Here is an 18,796-nt window from a genome sequence, read left to right as displayed (position 1 = left end):
CCTCTTGCGACGCAGAGCGTGGGCACGATAGGCAATGAGCCCTAAAGCCCCAGACACGACAGCATGATGAATGTCGCAAACAGCACGAAGTGAGTCATGCCTTCGATGGCGTTGGTTTCGCCGTCGTTCAGGTTGATGGCGGACACCAACAGGGTGATGAAGATCATCACAGTCTGCACCGGCGTCATTGCCATCTGGAACGGCTGGCCGCTGTAAAGCGCCATCGCCTCCATGACCGGAACGGTCAGGATCACCGTGGACAGCGAGGCGCCCAAAGCAATGTTGACCACTGACTGCATGCGGTTGGCCAGGGCCGCACGCAAAGCGGTCAGGATCTCAGGGGCAGCGGAAATGGCGGCGACCAGAATCGCAGTCATGACCGGCGGCGCGCCCGTACCTTCCAGACCGAGGTCGACGGTCTTGGACATGACTTCCGCCAATGCGCCGATCACCACAACGCCCGTCACCAAGGTGGCGATGGAGCGGGTCAGGTTGACCGACTCATGCTCCTCGGCCTGACCCTGACGCTTTTTCTTTTCCGGGTAGCTGTAGCTGAAGAAGTAGCTGTGCGGCCCGACCTGCATGCGCAGGAACAGGGTATAAAGCAGAACCATCGCGCCGATGGTGAACGCCGAGTAGATCTTCCAGTCGCCCTCGGGAATGAACTCGGGCACCACCATCGAGACGCCCATCGCAGTGAGGATCATCACGCTGTAAGTGCGCGCCGAGTCATCGTTATATGACTGCTCGCCATGCTTGATGCCGCCCATGAGGGCCGCCAGGCCGAGAATGCCGTTGATGTCGAGCATCACGGCCGAGTAGATCGTGTCGCGCACTAGCGTCGGCGATGGCTCGTTGCTCATCATGATCGCCAGAATCACCACTTCGACGAGCACCGCCGACAGGGTGAGGATCATCGTGCCATAGGGATCACCGACTTTTTCAGCAAGCATCTCTGCGTGGTGCGCAACGCGCATCGAGGCGCAGACGATAAACCCTACCAGTGCCAGACCGGACACCAGCGCGACGACCTGGCCGTTGCCCAGCAGCACGTGCTCCAGCGGATAGGCCACGAACGTGGCGATGATCGCCAGCAGCAGAAACTTTTCTTGCTTGAGCAATGCGCCCATTTTTTATACCCCGAACCTTGCGACATCGCCGCGGATGTACATGAAGGTGGCCAACAGTGAAGCGTCTGAGAGTAGCTTGTGTGACAAAAGGTTTCATAAAATAGCCAGAATGCGAACTGCACTCATGCGTAAATGACTTTTGATCCCGCCGCCACGATGTGAAATAGTGCCCGCCATTTTCTTCGTGGCCTTTATGGCGCGCCCGTTTTCACGATTCTGCTTCTGCTAGAAAGGACATACGCCATGCGTGCTTTTCGACTTCCGCATCTGGTGGCTTGCGGCCTGCTGACCCTGATGGCGAGCGCCGCCCAGGCAGCGCCTATCGATATCGATGACGGCCAGCACAAGGTCCATCTGCCAGACACCCCGCAACGCGTGGTAGTGCTGGAGTTTTCGTTTCTCGACGGGCTGGCTTCGGTCGGCGTGACGCCAGTCGGTGCTGCAGACGATGGCGATGCCAATCGGGTGCTGCCCCGCGTGCGCAAAGCTGTGGGCGAATGGCAGTCGGTAGGCCTGCGCTCGCAACCCAATATCGAGGTGATCGCGCGGCTCAAGCCTGACCTGATCATTGCCGACCTTGGCCGTCATCAGGCGCTGTACAACGACCTTGCGAGCATCGCGCCGACATTGATGTTGCCGTCGCGTGGCGAGGATTATCAGGGCAGCCTGCAATCCGCCGAACTGATCGGCAAGGCGCTGGGCAAAGGTCCGCAGATGCAGACACGCATCGCGGAAAACAAACAGCATCTGAAAACCGTCGCCGAGCAGATTCCGGCCAATACCAAGGTGTTGTTCGGCGTTGCCCGCGAAGACAGCTTCTCCGTTCACGGCCCGCACTCCTATGCAGGCAGCGTGCTGCAAGCCATCGGTTTGCAGGTGCCGGAAGTGCGCAAGAACGCTGCGCCCACCGAGTTCGTCAGCCTGGAACAGCTGTTGGCGCTGGACCCTGCCTGGTTGCTGGTCGGGCATTATCGTCGTCCGAGCATTGTCGACAGCTGGAGCAAACAACCGCTGTGGCAGGTACTTGGCGCAGTTCGTAATAAACAGGTGGCCGAAGTCGACGGCGACAGCTGGGCGCGCAACCGCGGGATCATGGCCTCCGAGCAGATAGCCGATGATGCGCTTGCCGTGCTCAAGGGCGGCAAGGCCGTGCTGAACCCTTAAATGCGCCGCTGGCTGATGGCAGGCGTGATCACCGCGACCTGCCTGGGACTTTTCTGGGTGTCGCTGTTCGCGCTGTCGTCCTTCAGCATCTGCCAGGTCGACGCGTGGAACGGCCTGTTCACCCAGGGTCGCGAAGGCGGCAACATTGCCTACATCGTCGCCCAACTGCGAGTACCGCGTGCGCTGTGCGCTGCGCTGGTGGGCGCCTGCCTGGGCGTTGCCGGCGCCTTGATGCAGGGCATTACCCGAAACAGTCTGGCCTCGCCGTCACTGTTCGGCGTCACCGCAGGTGCTGCCTTGGGGCTCGCGCTGTTTTCCACAGGGCTGATCGCCCTGCCGTTTCCCGGTGGTGCATTGCTGATGACCTGTCTCGGCGGTGCGCTGGCATGGATTACCGTGTTCAGCCTTGGTGGCGCGTGGTCGCCTGCCACCTCCCAAGGGCGACTGGTGCTGGCAGGCGTCGCCGTCGCAGCACTCTGCGCAGCACTGACCCGCCTCACTGTGATTCTTGTCGAGGTCCAGGCGCAGAGCGTGCTCAACTGGTTGGCAGGCTCGCTGGCCAACGTCGGAGCACAACAACTGCAACTGCTCTGGCCCTGCACGCTGATCGGTCTGGTACTGGCAATTGCCTGTGCGCCGCGCCTGAACCTGATCAACCTCGGCGAAGACGCCGCCCGTTCGCTCGGTGTGCGCATCGGCGCCTTGCGCCTGCTGGTGTTCGTGGTCAGCCTGCTGCTGGTCGGCGCCAGCGTGTGCGCAGTCGGCCCCATCGGCTTTGTCGGTCTGATTGCACCCAACATCGCCCGGCAATGGCTGGGCAATGACTACCGTTGGCTGATCCCGGTCAGTGCCGGGCTGGGCGCGGCCATCGTGCTGGCGTCCGACCTGATCAGCCGCGCGGTGGCGTTCCCCGTCGAAACCCCGGCTGGCGTGGTGACTGCGTTGATCGGCGCGCCGTTCTTTCTGTTTCTGGCGAGGCGCGCACTGTGAACCAGCCTCGCTCACGACTCTTGTTACTGATCATGCTGCTGGCGCTGGCCCTATTGTTGAGCCTCAGCGCCGGCACCGCCTGGCTGACGCCTGGCGCGGTACTCGACCATCTGATCGCTCACGACAGCAAAGACTTCGAGGTCTGGAATCATCGCCTGCCGCGCGGCCTGATCGCGGTCATGACCGGTTGCGCATTCGGCCTGGCAGGCGCCATCGTTCAGGGTGTGATTCGCAACCCGCTGGCCTCGCCGGAAATACTTGGCGTGACCCAGGGTGCAGGGCTGGCGCTGACCATCGCGATCATCGGTTTGCCGCAGTTGCCGGTGGCCGCACTGCCGTTCGTGGCCTGCCTGGGCGGCGCCGCAGGGGCACTGCTGTTGGCGTTGTATAACACCGGCGTGCAGTTTTCCGGCGTGCGTTTCGCGCTGTCGGGTGTGGCGATTGCGGTCACACTGTCGAGCATCACCGAATTCATGATTCTCGCTAATCCACTGGACATCAACACGGCGCTGCTGGCGCTGACCGGCAGTTTGTGGAGCCGCAATTGGCACCACGTCCTATTGGCCACGCCGCTTCTGCTGCTGATACCGCTGAGCCTTCTGCTGGCCAAGCCGCTAAACCTGATCGGGCTTGGCGATGAAGCGGCGCAAAGCCTGGGGGCCAGCCTCAAACGGACTCGCTGGCTGGCAATGGGCAGCGCGGTGCTGCTGACCAGCCTGGGCGTGGGCATCATCGGCCCGGTGAGTTTTGTCGGGCTGGTCGCCCCGCACATGGCTCGGCGTCTGGTCGGCGGGCATCATCAATACCTGCTGCCCGCATCGATGGTGCTGGGCGCGTTATTGCTGGTGCTGGCCGATACGCTAGGCCGCACCCTGATCGCCCCCAGTGAAATCCCGGCGGGGATTCTGACAGCCGTGATCGGCGCTCCGTATTTCCTCTGGCTGCTGGCCCGATTCAAAGGTTGATCCCATGAGCATTCTGAAGGCGCAGCACCTCGACATCGGCTACGGCACAGCACGCATCGTGCAGGACCTGTCGTTCAGCCCGCCAGCGGGACAGGTCACGGCGCTGATCGGCCCCAACGGCTGCGGCAAGTCCACTCTGCTCAAGGCTTTTGCACGCATTCTCACACCGCAATCGGGCACGTTGAGCCTGGACGGCAAGGACTACAGTCAGTTGTCTGCCAGAGAGCTGGCCTGCAAGGTGGCGTTTCTGTCGCAAGTGCTGCCGATTCCGGAAGGCGTCAGCGTGCGCCAACTGGTCGCTTACGGGCGCAGCCCGCACAACAGCTTGTGGGGGCGCCTGAGCGGTGCCGATCAGCACAGCGTCGATCAAGCGATGCAGCGCATGGAGCTTGATACGCTGGCCGAGCGTCCGCTGTCGGATCTTTCCGGCGGGCAACGCCAGCGAGCGTGGCTGGCGATGATTCTGGCGCAGGACGCCGCCATCGTCCTGCTCGATGAGCCGACCACTTATCTGGACATCAGCCATCAGGTCGAACTGCTCGATTTGATGCGCGAACTGAGCGCCGAAGGCAAAACCGTGATTACCGTGCTTCACGACATCAACCAGGCCTGCCGTTACGCCGATCATCTGGCAGTCATGCAGGGTGGGCGTCTGGTGACCTGCGGCGCGCCGGGCGAGGTGTTGACTGCCGAGCTGGTCTGCCAGGTGTTCGACGTGCAGGTGCAGATCATGCGCGAACCGGTGGCCGGCACGCCGATGTGCATTGTCGAGCGCAGCACCCGCTGCACCAGTTGACGGCGCTGGCGCTCGATTCTGCACCGTAGCGCTGCACTGCGCACGGTACACAAGCCTGTTTTTGATTCTGGCCGAAGGCCGTGAGAGCGTCGCGCGGTCCGCTCCCACGCTCCTTGCAGAATCAAAGACGCGCTGGCGACATAGTTGTCCTGTTGGTCAGTTATTTGCATTGTCGGGAGTATGCACTCCAACAAGACCGCAAGGAGCTAGACCCGATGCACCTGACCAACCCACATCGTCCTCTGAAAAAACTGCTGTGCGCCATGGCCGCTGTCGTCGGCATCGGCTCCAGCCTGCTCGCATCGGCCGCCGATCCGCTGAAAGTCGGATTCGTCTACATCGGCCCTATCGGCGACCACGGCTGGACCTATCAGCACGAACAGGGCCGCTTGGCGATGGTCAAGGCGCTGGGCGACAAGGTCAGCAGCAGTTACGTGGAGAACGTGCCGGAAGGTGCCGACGCCGAGCGGGTGATTCGCAACATGGCCAAGGGCGGCTATGACCTGATCTTCAGTACTTCCTTCGGTTACATGAACCCGACCCTGAAAGTCGCCAAGCAATTCCCGAAAGTGAAATTCGAGCACGCAACCGGTTACAAGCAGGACAAGAACATGGGCACTTACCTGGCCCGTACTTATGAAGGCCGCTACGTCAGCGGTTACATCGCAGCGAAAATGACCAAGACAAAGAAGATCGGCTACGTCGCCTCATTCCCGATCCCTGAAGTGCTGCGTGACATCGACGCCATCCAGCTGGCGCTGAACAAATACAACCCGGGCACTGAAATCAAAGTGGTCTGGGTCAACTCCTGGTTCGATCCGGGCAAGGAAGCGGACGCCGCCAACGCCCTGATCGATCAGGGCGTCGACGTAGTCTTCCAGCACACCGACAGCCCGGCACCTATCCAGACGGCCGAGCGCCGTGGCGTCTACGCGGTAGGTTACGCCTCGGACATGGCGCATTTCGGGCCAAAGGCAGTGCTGACTTCCATCGTCAACAATTGGGGCCCGCATTACACCCAGGCCGCCGAGGGCGCCATCGCTGGCACCTGGAAACCGCAGGACTACTGGGGCGGCCTGAAAGAAGGTACCGTCGAATTGCCGATCAGCGACGTCGTGCCGGCTGACGTTAAGGCCGAGGCGCAGAAGATCATCGCCAGCATCGAAAGCGGCGAATTCCACCCGTTCACTGGCCCGATCAAGGACCAGAACGGCACGATCAAGATTGCCGATGGCGTCGTTGCGACCAACGCCGAGCTGGCATCGATGAACTATTACGTGGAAGGGATCAAGGCCGAACTTCCCAAGTAACGCTGTTTTGCCTGCCTCGGCGGGCACGTCCCTCTCTGTTGAACACCACCGAACGCTCAGGAACGGTTAATGGACCAGCTTCCCGTCATCGACATCAGCCCGCTTTACGGCGCGGACGCCCAAGCCTGGCAGGCTGTCGCCACACAGATCGACAGCGCTTGCCGTGAATGGGGCTTTTTCTACATCAAAGGCCACCCGATCAGCGCCGAACGCATCGAACAGGTACAGGCCGCCGCCAAGGACTTCTTCGCCAGGGATGCAGCCGAAAAGCTCAGGATCGATATCACCCAAAGCACTCACCATCGTGGCTACGGCGCGATTGCCACCGAGCAGCTGGACCCCGGCCTGCCGAGCGACCTGAAAGAAACCTTCGACATGGGCCTGCATATGGAGGCCAGCCATCCCGATGTACTGGCCGGCAAACCGTTGCGCGGCCCCAATCGGCACCCGGACATTCCCGGCTGGGCCAGCCTGATGGAGCAGCATTACCTGGACATGCAGGCGCTGGCGCAAACCCTGCTGCGCGCCATGACACTGGCTCTTGGCATCGAGCACGACTTTTTCGATCAGCGCTTCAAGGACCCGGTCAGCGTGCTGCGCATGATTCATTACCCGCCACGGCACACCGCGACGTCAGCCGAGCAACAAGGCGCGGGAGCGCACACCGATTACGGCTGTATCACCTTGCTGTACCAGGACACGGCGGGCGGGCTGCAGGTTCGCGACGTACGCGGCGAATGGATCGACGCACCGCCTGTCGACGGCACCTTCGTGGTCAACCTCGGTGACATGATGGCGCGCTGGAGCAACGATCGTTATCTGTCCACGCCCCACCGGGTCATCAGCCCATTGGGTGTCGATCGCTATTCGATGCCGTTCTTTGCCGAACCGCATCCGGACACGCGCATCGAGTGCCTGCCTGGCTGTCAGAGCGAAACTCATCCGGCCCGCTACCCTGTAACGACGTGTGCCGAATTTCTGCTTTCACGCTTCGCCGATACTTACGCCTATCGTCGCGAACAAGAGCCAAGTTGAACGTTCGGTCAGGTTTTACCCTGCGCAGCGGCATGCATCTGTAGAATGCCCGCCATCTGCACCTGATGAGAAAAGAATATGTACGACTGGTTGAACGCACTGCCCAAGGCAGAACTGCACCTGCACCTCGAAGGCTCGCTGGAACCCGAGCTGCTGTTCGCCCTGGCCGAGCGCAACAAGATTGCCCTGCCGTGGAATGACGTCGATGCGCTGCGCAAGGCTTACGCCTTCAACAATCTGCAGGAATTCCTCGACCTGTACTATCGCGGCGCGGACGTGCTGCGCACCGAGCAGGACTTCTACGACCTGACCTGGGCCTACCTGCTGCGCTGCAAGGAACAAAACGTCATCCACACCGAACCATTCTTCGATCCGCAAACCCACACCGACCGTGGCATTGCGTTTGAAGTGGTGCTGGCCGGGATTACCGGTGCGCTGAAAGATGGCAAGTCGAAGCTGGGTGTCGACAGCGGTTTGATCCTGAGCTTCCTGCGTCATCTGTCCGAAGACGAAGCCGAAAAGACCCTCGACCAGGCGCTGCCGTTCCGCGATGCGTTCGTCGCCGTGGGCCTCGACAGCTCTGAAATGGGCCACCCGCCGAGCAAGTTCCAGCGCGTGTTTGACCGCGCCCGCAACGAAGGCTTCCTGACCGTGGCCCATGCCGGGGAAGAAGGGCCGCCGGAGTACATCTGGGAAGCACTGGACCTGCTGAAAATCCAGCGTATCGACCACGGCGTTCGCGCCATCGAAGACGAGCGGCTGATGCAGCGCATCATCGACGAACAGATCCCGCTGACCGTCTGCCCGCTCTCCAACACCAAGCTCTGCGTGTTCGACGACATGGCTCGGCACAACATCCTCGACATGCTCGAGCGCGGCGTGAAAGTCACGGTGAACTCCGACGACCCGGCCTACTTCGGCGGCTACGTGACCGAGAACTTCCATGCGCTGTATACGCACCTGGGCATGACTCAGGACCAGGCCACCCGCCTGGCACAAAACAGCCTGGATGCCCGCCTGGTCAAGCCCTGAAACGCTTTACTCCCGGAAACAGCGCGGAGCATCAATCCTGCACTTGTCGTTCCTCACACTCCAGCGCAGGAACGCAGGTCTGGACGCTCTGCGTTCGGTATTGAGGGCATGCCCTCTTAGGCCGCTGCAGCTATCTTGCTGATTTCCCGCTGCCCGCTGGACGAGACCTGCAACGTGCTGGACTCCTCAGTGGTACGTAGCCAGCCCATCTGAATGAACAACTGCAACAACCCCGCCCCCAGCGCGCCCCCCAGGTGCGCGCTGTGGTCGCTCAGTTTCGGGCAGGCACACACTGTTTCGCGTTTGCGCTGTGCCAGCGCAGGTATGTAGATGCCGCGCTCGGCAAAGCTGGCCACGCCCTTGCTCGTCACTTCGATACGCTTCTCCTGCTGCTCTATCCAGCCGGCCCCCAGCAACCGCTGATAAAGCTCGGCAGCCATTTCACCGCCCAGGTGATCGGAGCAGATTCTTGCGCGCCGCAGTGGCAAGGGAGGCATGGGCTGGGCAAAACGCCGACTGATCTGCACGGCGCTGGCCTGCGACGCACAGGCCAGCGCTTCCACGGCAGCACCGACTTCCGGCGCGGCCAGACGGAAAAACCGCTTTCGCCCCCGGGCTTCCTGCTTCAACAGACCGCCATTGGCCAGACGCGCCAGATGCGCCCCCGCCGAAGACGTAGAGAGCCCCGCCAGAATCGCCAGCTCATCGGCGGAACGAGCCGTACCGTCCATCAACGCCCAGATCATTGCGCTGCGCTTGGGGTCGGCCAGCAATGTTGCAATCTGGCTGATGCGCGGACCATATTCCATGTGTTCACTCCCTGTTGAAACATTCATCTGTCTCGGTGACTTAATGACTGTAATCACGCGCTGATAAAGTTGAACGCGTCTTTGACCTGAAATGACAAGTATAAACTCTATGGCCTGCGCCCCCGGCGGGTGAAAAACTGCTGGTGCGCACTGTGGTCGCGCGAACACCCGCAAAACCGCCTGAAGCTGGAGTGTCACGCCGGATTGGGCGGCTACTAGCCATTACACAGAAACCGCTCTAATCAAGGGCTTTCAGCGCACCCCTGAAAAAGTAACGGAAAACACAGGCGCCATGCCTATGACAAAAATGCCAAAACCCCTCAACAACAGTCGGCTTCAAGTTAGTACCTGAAGCAGAACTTTGCAGATTTGAATTGCATTTAAATACTCTATTTTCCGAAGTGTCCGTAGGCTATTTCCCTGTAACACGTAGCCATTAAAACAAACCAACAGGCGACGGGCCTACAGCATGTTGCTTACAGCGAGACCTGAGCATATCCAGCAGCAGATTGACCGGTTTGCTGAGTTGCGCACGGTGCGCGCACAACAAGTTCAGCGGGGCGCGCTCTCCGGTCAGGTCGGGCATGAGCACTTTCAGGCGGCCGGCTCTGACGTCTGCAGCAACGTCCAGCCAGGACTTGTACGCGACTCCCTCGCCCGCCACGGCCCAGCGGCGTACCACGTCGGCATCGTCGCTGAAGCGATTACCGCTGACCGTCAGACTGATTTCACGCTTGCCGTCATTCAGCGTCCAGCGGTCATGCACGCGATCACCCAACATGAACAGCAGACAATTGTGCTGCGCCAGCTGTTCGATTTGATGAGGCTCACCGTGGCGTTCCAGATAACCCGGAGCGGCACACAGCACCCGCCGGTTGTCAGGCAGAACCGGCAGCGCCACCAGGCTGGAGTCCTCGGGTTCGCCGTAACGCAGCGCGACATCGACAGGCTGGCGAAACAGATCAGCGATGCGATCACCCAGCAACAGCCGAACGGTCAGTTGCGGATGCTGCTGCTGAAAGTCATCCAGCCAGGGCAAGAGCACGTTACGACCGAGGTCCGAGGGGGCAGAGAGTTGCAGCACGCCCTCGCAGCGATCCTGACTGCTGGCCAACAATCTGCGTCCTTCTTCAAGGCTGCCCAGTGCCGCACGGGCATATTCCAGAAACCCCTCGCCCTCTGCGGTAAGCCTGAGGCTGCGGGTAGAGCGCGCCAGCAGACGCGCGCCCAACTGCCGTTCGATGCGCTTGAGCGCCGCACTCGCTACCGCCGCAGACATGTCCATCACTCGCGCAGCAGCAGAAAGGCTGCCCAGGTCCGCTGCACGCACGAACAACTGCAAGTCATCAAAACGCAGCATCAAAGCCTCGCATTATCAAAATAAAGTTGAAACAGACTGCAGTTTTAACGGGTTTTATCTTTACTGGAAATAGCCAATGATCTCTCCATCATTTTTCCGAGGAGGCCCCGTGATGAAAGCCATTGCCTACTACCATTCGTTGCCGATCAGCGACACCCAAGCATTGCAGGACATCGAGCTGCCAGAACCGGTCGCGGGCGCACGCGATCTGCTGGTCGAGGTCAAGGCAATATCGGTCAACCCGGTGGACACCAAAATTCGCCAGAACGTCCAGCCGGAAGACGGTGCGGCCAAGGTCTTGGGCTGGGACGTGGCAGGCGTGGTGAAAGCCGTTGGCAGCCAGGTCACCCTGTTCAAGCCAGGTGATAACGTTTTTTACGCGGGTTCCCTGACCCGACCAGGCGCCAACAGTGAACTGCACGTTGTCGATGAGCGCATCGTCGGCCATATGCCCAAGACCCTGAGTTTTGCTCATGCAGCAGCGCTGCCTTTGACTGCCATCACTGCCTGGGAGCTGCTGTTCGAGCGCCTGGAAATTGCTCAGCAGAAAGGCGAAGGCCCGCACAGCCTGCTGATCGTCGGCGCGGCGGGTGGTGTGGGTTCGATCCTGACCCAGTTGGCGCGGCAGTTGACCTCACTCAAGGTCATCGGCACCGCTTCGCGCCCCGAGACCGAACGCTGGGTTCGCGAGCTGGGCGCACATGAAATGCTGGACCATAGCAAGCCATTGAGCGAAGAACTCAAACGTGTCGGCCTGAACCAGGTGACCCACGTGGCCAGCCTGACTCAGACCGAACAGCATCTGGATCAACTGGTCGAGGCGCTCAAGCCGCAGGGCAAACTGGCCCTGATCGATGACCCAAAAACGCTGGATGTCTCGAAACTCAAGCGCAAGAGCCTTTCGTTGCATTGGGAGTTCATGTACACCCGCTCGATGTTTGAAACCGAGGACATGATCGAACAGCACAACCTGCTCAACCGGGTGGCCGAGCTGATCGACGCTGGCACACTGAAAACCACGTTCGGTGAACATTTTGGCCGCATCAACGCCGAAAACCTGCGCCGCGCTCATGCCCTGCTGGAAAGCGGCACTGCCAAAGGCAAGGTAGTGCTTGAAGGGTTCTGAGGCACACCAGAACGCGGGAGTCAGTCGCACAACGACCGGCCCCCGCGCCGAAACGCATCAGGCAGTCTGCGCCTTGGCGTCCCGAGTGTGCTGCGCGCGACGCGTCAACACCGAAAGGCCCACCGTCAGTAAGCCGCACAGGCTGATGACCAGCGCCATTGGTGTGGCCGTGCCGTCATGCAGCACGCCCACCAGGCTGGCTGCGACGGCGGCGACGCTGAATTGCAGACACCCCAGCAATGCCGATGCACTGCCGGCGCGCGCCCACTGGCCATTCATGGCACAGGCCGAGGCGTTGGGAATGATGCAGCCCAGGCTCGCGACGCATATGAATAGCGGCACCAGCAAAGGCCAGAGCGCTTCGGTGCGCAGCCCGGTGATCGCCATCAAGACCAGCGCCGCCGTCAGGTAGACCCATACCGTGCGTGACAATATGAATGCAGGGCCAGTCTTGCGCAGCACGCGCGCGTTGATCTGCGCAACCAGAATGAAGCCCGCCGCATTCATCCCGAACAGCCAGCCGTAATGCTCGGCAGGTACGCCGTACAGCTTGATGAAGACAAAGGGCGACCCGGCAACGTAAGCGAACATTCCGGCCATGGCGATACCACCTGTCAGGGCATGGCCGATAAACACGCGGTCCTTGAACAGGTTGGCGTATTGCCGCAATGCGCCGCTCAATGGCTGACGAGGCGCGCTGGCGGGCATGCTTTCCGGCAGACCGATTGCAACCGCTGTCAGGCAGGCCCCGCTGAACAGCGTAAGGCTGACGAAGATCGACTGCCAGCCAAAGCTGCTGACCAGCACGCCCCCGAGCATGGGCGCCAGAATAGGCGCCAGGCCCATCACCAGCATCAGTTGCGAGAAGACCTTGGCCGACTCGACGGCATTGCATTTGTCGCTGACGATCGCCCGCGACAGCACCATCCCGGCACAGCCACCCAACGCCTGAACGAAACGTGCGCCGATCAGCCACTCGAGACTCGGCGCAAAGGCGCAGGCCACAGAGGCAAGCATGAACAGGGCAACGCCGACCAGCATCGGGACACGCCGGCCAAAACGGTCGGCTACCGGCCCATAGGCCAACTGGCCAAGAGACAGGCCCAGAAAGTAGGCGGCCAGGGTCAGCTGTACGTGCTTCTCGTCGGTCCCGAAATACGAGGCTATGGCGGGAAAACCAGGAAGGTAGAAATCGATGGCCAGCGGGCCGAAGGCGCTCAAGGAGCCAAGGATAAGGATCGTTCGTAGATTCATCAGGTGTCCATCAACGGCTGCAAAGCAACGGGCCAGTTTAACCGGCATACCTAGCAGAGGACGGAGGACAGGATAATTAATTCAAAGTTTTTCAAACTTTATAGCCCGGGAGCCGCCCCTGTTTCGCAAGTTCGGCTTCCCACGCAAGGCTCAGGCCAACTGCGCCTGATAACCCTCTTCGCCGATCAACCTGATAATCTGCTCTGGCGACAGACTGCTCTGCACCCTGACTTCCTTGCTGGCCAGCTCGACTTGAACATCGGCGGCGGGATCATCGTGCCGGATGGCATTGGTGACGGCGCGAACACAGTGCCCGCAGGTCATGCCTTGAACGTTGAATAACTGCATGGTGCTACTCCTTCTATGATGAATGTCAGGCATCTTCAACCTTGCCATCATGACAAGGTCAAGTTTCTGTGATTCCTGCCGGGCTGGTATTCAGGCTGATCGTGGGCCAAGCTGAGTCAATACGTTTACATCAGGAGTATCAGCGATGCGCTGGTTAGCAGTGAGTCTCTTCGCCATTCTCGGTTTTCTGGCTATCGCACCTGCCACGCAGGCTGCTCAGGATTACGGCATCCTGATCATTTCCCGAGAGCGACTGGAGGTGGCCACCTCCTGTGAAATCGGTATTTATGTTCAGGATCAACTGGCCGGGCGCCTGTTTCAAGAGGACTCGGTGTCTTTCAACCTGCCGCCGGGTGAAGTGTCCGTGCGGCTGCGCAGGCTAGGCGGCGCCGTCAGGGGTTGCGAATCAGGCATGGAAGCGCAGAACAACATCAAGATCAAACTGCGCGCCGGGGACATTCTCAAATACCGCATTGCCACCGACCTGAACGGGCTGTACCTCAAGAAGGCCGACCTCAACTATTGATTCGCGCTTGACCTTGCCCATGTGGCAAGGTTGATCCTTGCAGGTATCCAGCCTCAGGGAGTGATAGAGATGCAAGACACCACCACCTTCGACCTGCCGATCAGCGGCATGACCTGCGCCAGTTGCGCAGGCCGGGTCGAACGTGCCCTGGCCAAAGTGCCGGGGGTCAACAGCGTGACGGTCAATCTGGCCAGTGAGCGCGCCCACGTAGTCACCGCCCTGCAAACCGACCCGCAGACGCTGGTCGCCGCTGTCAGCCGCGCCGGTTATGGTGCAACGCTGATTCAGGACCATCGTGCCGAAGCCGACAGCAAACGCCGTCACTTGCAGCATGAGCGCTGGGCCTTGGTACTGGCAATCGCACTGGCACTGCCGTTGATACTGCCGATGGCAATGGCGCCTCTGGGTGCGCACTGGATGCTGCCCGCCTGGGCGCAATTTGCGCTGGCAACACCGGTGCAATTCATTCTGGGCGCGCGCTTCTATGTCGCCGCCTGGAAAGCCCTGCGAGCAGGCGCCGGTAATATGGACCTGTTGGTTGCCATCGGCACCAGCGCCGGCTACGGGCTGAGTGTCTACCAATGGCTGAGCGCCACACCCGGCACCACGCCGCACCTTTACTTCGAAGCGTCAGCGGTAGTCATTGCGCTGGTGTTGCTGGGCAAATACCTGGAAAGCCGGGCCAAACGCCAGACAGCCAGCGCCATTCGTGCCCTCGAGGCCCTGCGCCCGGAGCACGCGCTGCGCATGGTCGATGGCGTTGAGCATGAAGTGGCAATCAGCGAACTGCGAATTGGCGACTACGTGCTGGTCAAGCCTGGAGAACGCTTCCCGGTAGACGGCGAGGTGCTCGAAGGACGCAGTCATGCCGACGAAGCGCTGATCACCGGAGAAAGTCTGCCAGTGTTCAAACAATCGGGTGACAAGGTCACGGGCGGCGCCATCAATGGTGAGGGCCGTCTACTGATCAGAACTTCAGCGATCGGCACTGAGACGGTTCTGGCGCGCATCATTCGCCTGGTAGAAGAAGCGCAGTCGGGCAAGGCGCCCATTCAAAAGCTGGTGGACAAAGTCAGCCAGGTCTTTGTGCCGACTGTTCTGGTGATCGCTTTCTTTACGCTGGCGGGCTGGATGCTGGTTGGCGCCTCTCTGGAAGTGGCGCTGATCAATGCCGTGGCCGTGCTGGTGATCGCCTGCCCCTGCTCTCTGGGGCTGGCGACGCCAACGGCGATCATGGCTGGCACCGGCGTGGCGGCGCGCTACGGCATTCTGATCAAGGATGCCGACGTACTGGAGCGTGCCCACAACGTTGACGCCGTGGTGTTCGACAAGACCGGCACATTGACCTCGGGCACACCACGCATCACCAACATGAGCGCGGTGCTGGGCAACGAAGAACTCCTGCTGCAACTGGCAGGCGCCCTGCAACGCGGCAGCGAGCACCCGCTGGCCAAAGCGGTGCTGGACGTTTGCCATGAATGGCAACTCAAACTCGATCCGGTCGAAGACAGCCGCGCGCTAAGCGGCCGAGGTATAGCCGGTACTGTTCAGGGCCGTGAGCTGGCGCTGGGTAACCGGCGCCTGCTGGACGAAAGCGGCCTGCCGATGGGCCAGCTGGCCGAATCTGCACGTGTCTGGGAAGCCGAAGGGCGTACCCTTTCCTGGCTGATCGAAACAGCCCCGGAGCATAAGGTGATCGGCATGTTCGCCTTCGGTGACACACTCAAGCCCGGCACCGATCAGGCGATCAGAGCGCTGAACGCGCGCGGTATCACCAGCCACTTGCTGACTGGCGATAACCGCGGCAGCGCGCAAGTCGTTGCCAGGGCACTGGGCATCCATGATGTGCATGCCGAGGTGCTGCCTGCCGACAAGGCGGACACCGTCACGCAATTGAAAAACAATCATGTGGTGGCAATGGTCGGCGACGGCATCAACGACGCACCGGCGCTGGCGGCGGCTGATGTAGGCATTGCGATGGGCGGCGGTACGGATGTAGCGATGCATGCCGCAGGTATCACCCTGATGCGCGGCGATCCGCGCCTGGTGCCGGCAGCCCTGGAGATCAGCCGCCGGACCTACGCCAAGATCCGCCAGAACCTGTTCTGGGCATTCGTCTATAACCTGATCGGCATTCCTCTGGCCGCGCTGGGCTACCTCAACCCGGTGCTGGCGGGCGCGGCAATGGCCTTGTCCAGCGTCAGCGTGGTGGGCAACGCTCTGCTGTTGAAAACCTGGAAACCGCGCGACCTGGAGGAAAAACCATGAACATCGGCCAGGCTGCAAAAAGCAGCGGCTTGAGCGCAAAGATGATCCGTTACTACGAATCCATCGGTCTGCTGAAAGCGGCCAAACGCAGCGACAGCGGTTATCGCCTGTACAGCACAGAAGACCTGCACACGCTGGCGTTCATCAAGCGCTCGAGGGATCTGGGCTTTTCGCTGGACGAGGTCGGCAAACTGCTGACCCTCTGGCAAGACCGCCAACGCGCCAGCGCCGACGTCAAGGCGCTGGCTCGAAAACACATCAGCGACCTTGATCGCAAGATCGAGGAACTGGCAAGCCTGCGCGACACGCTTAAGGAACTGGTTGAACACTGCCAGGGCAACGACCGACCCGACTGCCCGATCCTCAAGGACCTGGCGTCGGGCGGGTGTTGCTAGACACTGCCTAAGACAGGTCTCGCAACACTCCCGTGGGAGCGAGCCGGGCAGTTATCAAGACGTCCCCACGCTCCGCGTGGGAATGCGGCTCGTGACGCTTCGCGTCGCACATCAGCACTAACGCCTGCTTTAGGCCGTAAAGATGCAAGCGCTATTCAGCGCCTTGTGCCCGATTACGCTTGCTGTGCCTCCAGTCTGAATATTTGTCACGCAGAGCGTCACGAACTGCATGCCAACGCGGGGCATTGGCACGATAGACACGGGAAAGGTCAGTGCTGCATCCACGGCGGTGGTGGTTCCTCGGCGGATTTACCCGGCGGCTCATCATCTGCAGCACGGGCTGCCTGACGGCGGGCTTCGTCGAGACGGGCTGCTTCGATTTCGCGCAGTACGCCACCGACATCGGCTTCGTCCTCCGGCTCGTCGAACTCGCCGGTCAGCACCGTGGCTGGCGACAAGGTGCCAGCCTCGTAATACGACCACATTTCCTTGGCGAACCTGGTCTTGCGCAGCTCAGGCGCAAAGCGGCCGAAGTACAACGCCATGTTGCCGACGTCACGCTCCAGCATGCTGAACGCATGGTTGTTTCCCGCTGCATCGACCGCTTGCGGCAAGTCGATGATCACCGGACCGGATGGCGCCAGCAAAACGTTGAACTCGGAAAGGTCACCGTGCACCAGACCGGCGCACAGCATCAGCACGATCTGTTCGATCAGGAAGGCGTGATACTCGCGCGCCTGATCCGGCTCCAGTACCACGTCGTTCAGACGCGGGGCGGCATCACCGTATTCGTCGGCCACCAGCTCCATAAGCAGTACGCCTTCAAGGAAGTCATACGGTTTGGGCACCCGGACGCCAGCACTGGCCAGACGAAACAGTGCAGCCACTTCGGCGTTCTGCCAGGCGTCCTCGGTTTCCTTGCGCCCGAACTTCGAGCCCTTGGCCATGGCCCGAGCCTGTCGGCTGTTGCGTACCTTGCGGCCTTCCTGATATTCAGCCGCCTGACGGAAACTGCGTTTGTTAGCCTCCTTGTAAACCTTGGCACACCGCAGCTCATTGCCACAGCGCACCACATAAACAGCTGCCTCTTTACCACTCATGAGCGGGCGCAGCACCTCGTCGACCAGACCGTCTTCGATCAGGGGTTCAATGCGTTTAGGAGTTTTCATCAGCTTTTATTGTGGGTCCTTTGTTGCCAGATACGCGATTGTTGCCGTTATACGGCAATCCTCCGCCAGCGAGTAGGGGTAGTGCCCTTTGGATTGAAAGGTTTTTTAATCAAAAACCGCTCAATGCCCCGGTTTCAAGCACCTTTCGTGCCGCGCGGCAGAAGAAAGATATTCCGGGACAAAACATGTAAAGGCAGAAAAAACACGACGATATACCCGGCTCAGTGAGCCCAGGCCATGCGATTTCACTTGAACAGATCGCCGGGTGTATAGCCGAACAACCCCTTGAACGCTGCGATGAAGGCTGATGTCGAGTCATAGCCGCAGGCCAGCGCGGTCCGGGTGACACTGGCGCCCTCTTCCAGTGCAGAAAGCGAAGACAGCAAGCGTGCTCGCTGACGCCAGCCCCGGAAGCTCAACCCGGTTTCACGCTGAAACAGGCGCATCAGGGTTTTCTCCGACGTCCCCAGACGATCGGCCCAGTCGTGCAAGGTAATCAACTGGCCGGGTTCCTCGATCAATTCGTTGCACAGCCCCAGCAAGCGCGGATGACGCGGCAACGGCAGTGAGAATCCCACTTCGGGCAAGCCCGCCAGTTGATCCAGCAGCACCTGCACCAGCCGTGACTCATGGCTGTCCTGCTCGGGATAGTCCGCAGGCAATAGACAAAAGCTCTTGATCAGCTCGCGGGCCAGCGGCGTGACCTCCAGAACCCGACAGCGCTGCGGTGCCCAACTGGAATCAGCCTTACGAATGTACAAACTGCGCATTTCGGCGCGCATGGAGGTCACCACCTCATGCTCAAGCCCGGCAGGCACCCAGACTCCCCACTGCGGCGGAGCAAAAAAACTGCCCTCGGCGGTATGCACCCCCAGGACGCCGCTGATTGCATAGGAAAACTGCACCCAGTCGTGACGATGAGGCGGCGTCCATGAACCGGCACTTAGGCTTTCGGCGCGGGCATACAGCGGACGCGGCAAACCGGACAGCGCCGGTATCTGTCGCTCTCCTTCAGGATGACGCTGATCGGGTTGTCCGTTAGTCGGCATATTATGGCCTTGTGTCGCAAGACGGCTGCGGGACAACAGAGTAGCCTGCGCGCATCCCTGATGACAAAAG

18 protein-coding genes are annotated in these 18,796 nt (G+C 60.7%); 11 read left to right on the top strand and 7 right to left on the bottom strand.

Going from position 1 to position 18,796, the window contains the following annotated elements; translation table 11 throughout:
* Positions 1-41: 41 nt before the first annotated feature.
* Positions 42-1,130: a calcium:cation antiporter gene (locus tag ALO43_RS19635; RefSeq protein ID WP_005887329.1), complete on the bottom strand. Its 1,089-nt coding sequence runs from the start codon at positions 1,128-1,130 to the stop codon at positions 42-44.
* Positions 1,131-1,373: 243 nt separating this feature from the next.
* Here ALO43_RS19635 and ALO43_RS19630 point away from each other — a divergent pair, with 243 nt between their 5' ends.
* The 7 genes from ALO43_RS19630 to ALO43_RS19600 all read left to right on the top strand — a co-directional run bounded on the left by ALO43_RS19630 (position 1,374) and on the right by ALO43_RS19600 (position 8,422).
* Positions 1,374-2,294, top strand: a complete 921-nt coding sequence (locus tag ALO43_RS19630) for a Fe(3+) dicitrate ABC transporter substrate-binding protein FecB (RefSeq protein WP_024670286.1) — start codon at positions 1,374-1,376, stop codon at positions 2,292-2,294.
* On the top strand, positions 2,295-3,284 hold the full coding sequence (gene fecC, locus ALO43_RS19625) for an iron-dicitrate ABC transporter permease FecC (protein ID WP_024670285.1): 990 nt from the start codon (positions 2,295-2,297) through the stop codon (positions 3,282-3,284).
* Positions 3,281-4,249, top strand: coding sequence for a FecCD family ABC transporter permease (locus tag ALO43_RS19620; protein ID WP_024670284.1), 969 nt, complete (start codon positions 3,281-3,283; stop codon positions 4,247-4,249). Before fecC ends, ALO43_RS19620 begins: the two co-directional genes overlap by 4 nt.
* 4 nt (positions 4,250-4,253) lie before the next feature.
* The gene (fecE, locus tag ALO43_RS19615; RefSeq protein WP_024670283.1) at positions 4,254-5,045 is read left to right on the top strand and encodes a Fe(3+) dicitrate ABC transporter ATP-binding protein FecE; all 792 of its coding nucleotides are present in this window, start codon (positions 4,254-4,256) and stop codon (positions 5,043-5,045) included.
* 215 nt (positions 5,046-5,260) lie between these two features.
* Positions 5,261-6,355 carry a BMP family ABC transporter substrate-binding protein gene (locus tag ALO43_RS19610; protein ID WP_024691664.1) on the top strand — a complete coding sequence of 365 codons (1,095 nt, stop codon included), beginning with the start codon at positions 5,261-5,263 and terminating at the stop codon, positions 6,353-6,355.
* 69 nt (positions 6,356-6,424) lie between these two features.
* Positions 6,425-7,390 carry a 2-oxoglutarate and iron-dependent oxygenase domain-containing protein gene (locus tag ALO43_RS19605; RefSeq protein WP_024691663.1) on the top strand — a complete coding sequence of 322 codons (966 nt, stop codon included), beginning with the start codon at positions 6,425-6,427 and terminating at the stop codon, positions 7,388-7,390.
* Between the two features lie 78 nt (positions 7,391-7,468).
* Entirely contained in the window at positions 7,469-8,422 is a 954-nt protein-coding gene (locus tag ALO43_RS19600; RefSeq protein ID WP_024670280.1) for an adenosine deaminase, read from the top strand.
* A 116-nt stretch (positions 8,423-8,538) separates the two neighbouring features.
* Here the strand turns inward: ALO43_RS19600 and ALO43_RS19595 are convergent, their stop codons facing one another.
* A complete protein-coding gene (locus tag ALO43_RS19595) occupies positions 8,539-9,231 on the bottom strand; it encodes an ArsR/SmtB family transcription factor (protein WP_005887316.1) in 693 nt (230 codons plus the stop codon).
* 436 nt (positions 9,232-9,667) lie between these two features.
* On the bottom strand, positions 9,668-10,591 hold the full coding sequence (locus tag ALO43_RS19590; RefSeq protein ID WP_024670279.1) for a LysR family transcriptional regulator: 924 nt from the start codon (positions 10,589-10,591) through the stop codon (positions 9,668-9,670).
* 112 nt (positions 10,592-10,703) lie between these two features.
* Here ALO43_RS19590 and ALO43_RS19585 point away from each other — a divergent pair, with 112 nt between their 5' ends.
* Complete coding sequence (locus ALO43_RS19585; RefSeq protein WP_024670278.1) at positions 10,704-11,717, top strand: zinc-binding alcohol dehydrogenase family protein; 1,014 nt, start codon at positions 10,704-10,706, stop codon at positions 11,715-11,717.
* A gap of 57 nt (positions 11,718-11,774) precedes the next feature.
* Here the strand turns inward: ALO43_RS19585 and ALO43_RS19580 are convergent, their stop codons facing one another.
* Both ALO43_RS19580 and ALO43_RS19575 read right to left on the bottom strand, forming a co-directional pair.
* Entirely contained in the window at positions 11,775-12,971 is a 1,197-nt protein-coding gene (locus ALO43_RS19580; protein WP_054997934.1) for a multidrug effflux MFS transporter, read from the bottom strand.
* Between the two features lie 150 nt (positions 12,972-13,121).
* A complete protein-coding gene (locus tag ALO43_RS19575; RefSeq protein WP_024691662.1) occupies positions 13,122-13,319 on the bottom strand; it encodes a heavy-metal-associated domain-containing protein in 198 nt (65 codons plus the stop codon).
* A gap of 145 nt (positions 13,320-13,464) precedes the next feature.
* Here ALO43_RS19575 and ALO43_RS19570 point away from each other — a divergent pair, with 145 nt between their 5' ends.
* The 3 genes from ALO43_RS19570 to cueR all read left to right on the top strand — a co-directional run bounded on the left by ALO43_RS19570 (position 13,465) and on the right by cueR (position 16,508).
* On the top strand, positions 13,465-13,845 hold the full coding sequence (locus ALO43_RS19570; protein ID WP_024670276.1) for a hypothetical protein: 381 nt from the start codon (positions 13,465-13,467) through the stop codon (positions 13,843-13,845).
* A 69-nt stretch (positions 13,846-13,914) separates the two neighbouring features.
* Positions 13,915-16,113 (top strand): heavy metal translocating P-type ATPase, encoded by a 2,199-nt coding sequence (locus ALO43_RS19565; protein ID WP_053480418.1) that lies wholly within the window; start codon positions 13,915-13,917, stop codon positions 16,111-16,113.
* Positions 16,110-16,508: a Cu(I)-responsive transcriptional regulator gene (cueR, locus tag ALO43_RS19560; protein ID WP_024691660.1), complete on the top strand. Its 399-nt coding sequence runs from the start codon at positions 16,110-16,112 to the stop codon at positions 16,506-16,508. Before ALO43_RS19565 ends, cueR begins: the two co-directional genes overlap by 4 nt.
* Before the next feature lie 269 nt (positions 16,509-16,777).
* On the opposite strand, the gene ALO43_RS19555 is transcribed toward cueR, so the two are convergent.
* Entirely contained in the window at positions 16,778-17,677 is a 900-nt protein-coding gene (locus ALO43_RS19555; RefSeq protein WP_005887299.1) for a PA4780 family RIO1-like protein kinase, read from the bottom strand.
* A 245-nt stretch (positions 17,678-17,922) separates the two neighbouring features.
* Entirely contained in the window at positions 17,923-18,726 is an 804-nt protein-coding gene (locus ALO43_RS19550) for an AraC family transcriptional regulator (protein ID WP_024670273.1), read from the bottom strand.
* Between the last annotated feature and the right edge of the window lie 70 nt (positions 18,727-18,796).

This window comes from Pseudomonas tremae, assembly GCF_001401155.1.
In the GTDB taxonomy this organism is placed as follows: domain Bacteria; phylum Pseudomonadota; class Gammaproteobacteria; order Pseudomonadales; family Pseudomonadaceae; genus Aquipseudomonas; species Aquipseudomonas tremae.
Note: the sequence above shows the minus strand (reverse complement) of the source record. Positions and strands in the feature narration are given on the sequence as shown.

Coding starts and splice junctions, on each gene's coding strand:
- ALO43_RS19635 (WP_005887329.1), bottom strand. CDS start 1,130: ATGGGCGCATTGCTCAAGCAAGAAAAGTTTCTGCTGCTGGCGATCATC.
- ALO43_RS19590 (WP_024670279.1), bottom strand. CDS start 10,591: ATGCTGCGTTTTGATGACTTGCAGTTGTTCGTGCGTGCAGCGGACCTG.
- ALO43_RS19570 (WP_024670276.1), top strand. CDS start 13,465: ATGCGCTGGTTAGCAGTGAGTCTCTTCGCCATTCTCGGTTTTCTGGCT.
- ALO43_RS19585 (WP_024670278.1), top strand. CDS start 10,704: ATGAAAGCCATTGCCTACTACCATTCGTTGCCGATCAGCGACACCCAA.
- ALO43_RS19555 (WP_005887299.1), bottom strand. CDS start 17,677: ATGAAAACTCCTAAACGCATTGAACCCCTGATCGAAGACGGTCTGGTC.
- ALO43_RS19600 (WP_024670280.1), top strand. CDS start 7,469: ATGTACGACTGGTTGAACGCACTGCCCAAGGCAGAACTGCACCTGCAC.
- ALO43_RS19630 (WP_024670286.1), top strand. CDS start 1,374: ATGCGTGCTTTTCGACTTCCGCATCTGGTGGCTTGCGGCCTGCTGACC.
- ALO43_RS19565 (WP_053480418.1), top strand. CDS start 13,915: ATGCAAGACACCACCACCTTCGACCTGCCGATCAGCGGCATGACCTGC.
- ALO43_RS19595 (WP_005887316.1), bottom strand. CDS start 9,231: ATGGAATATGGTCCGCGCATCAGCCAGATTGCAACATTGCTGGCCGAC.
- ALO43_RS19550 (WP_024670273.1), bottom strand. CDS start 18,726: ATGCCGACTAACGGACAACCCGATCAGCGTCATCCTGAAGGAGAGCGA.
- cueR (WP_024691660.1), top strand. CDS start 16,110: ATGAACATCGGCCAGGCTGCAAAAAGCAGCGGCTTGAGCGCAAAGATG.
- ALO43_RS19575 (WP_024691662.1), bottom strand. CDS start 13,319: ATGCAGTTATTCAACGTTCAAGGCATGACCTGCGGGCACTGTGTTCGC.
- ALO43_RS19610 (WP_024691664.1), top strand. CDS start 5,261: ATGCACCTGACCAACCCACATCGTCCTCTGAAAAAACTGCTGTGCGCC.
- ALO43_RS19580 (WP_054997934.1), bottom strand. CDS start 12,971: ATGAATCTACGAACGATCCTTATCCTTGGCTCCTTGAGCGCCTTCGGC.
- fecC (WP_024670285.1), top strand. CDS start 2,295: ATGCGCCGCTGGCTGATGGCAGGCGTGATCACCGCGACCTGCCTGGGA.
- fecE (WP_024670283.1), top strand. CDS start 4,254: ATGAGCATTCTGAAGGCGCAGCACCTCGACATCGGCTACGGCACAGCA.
- ALO43_RS19605 (WP_024691663.1), top strand. CDS start 6,425: ATGGACCAGCTTCCCGTCATCGACATCAGCCCGCTTTACGGCGCGGAC.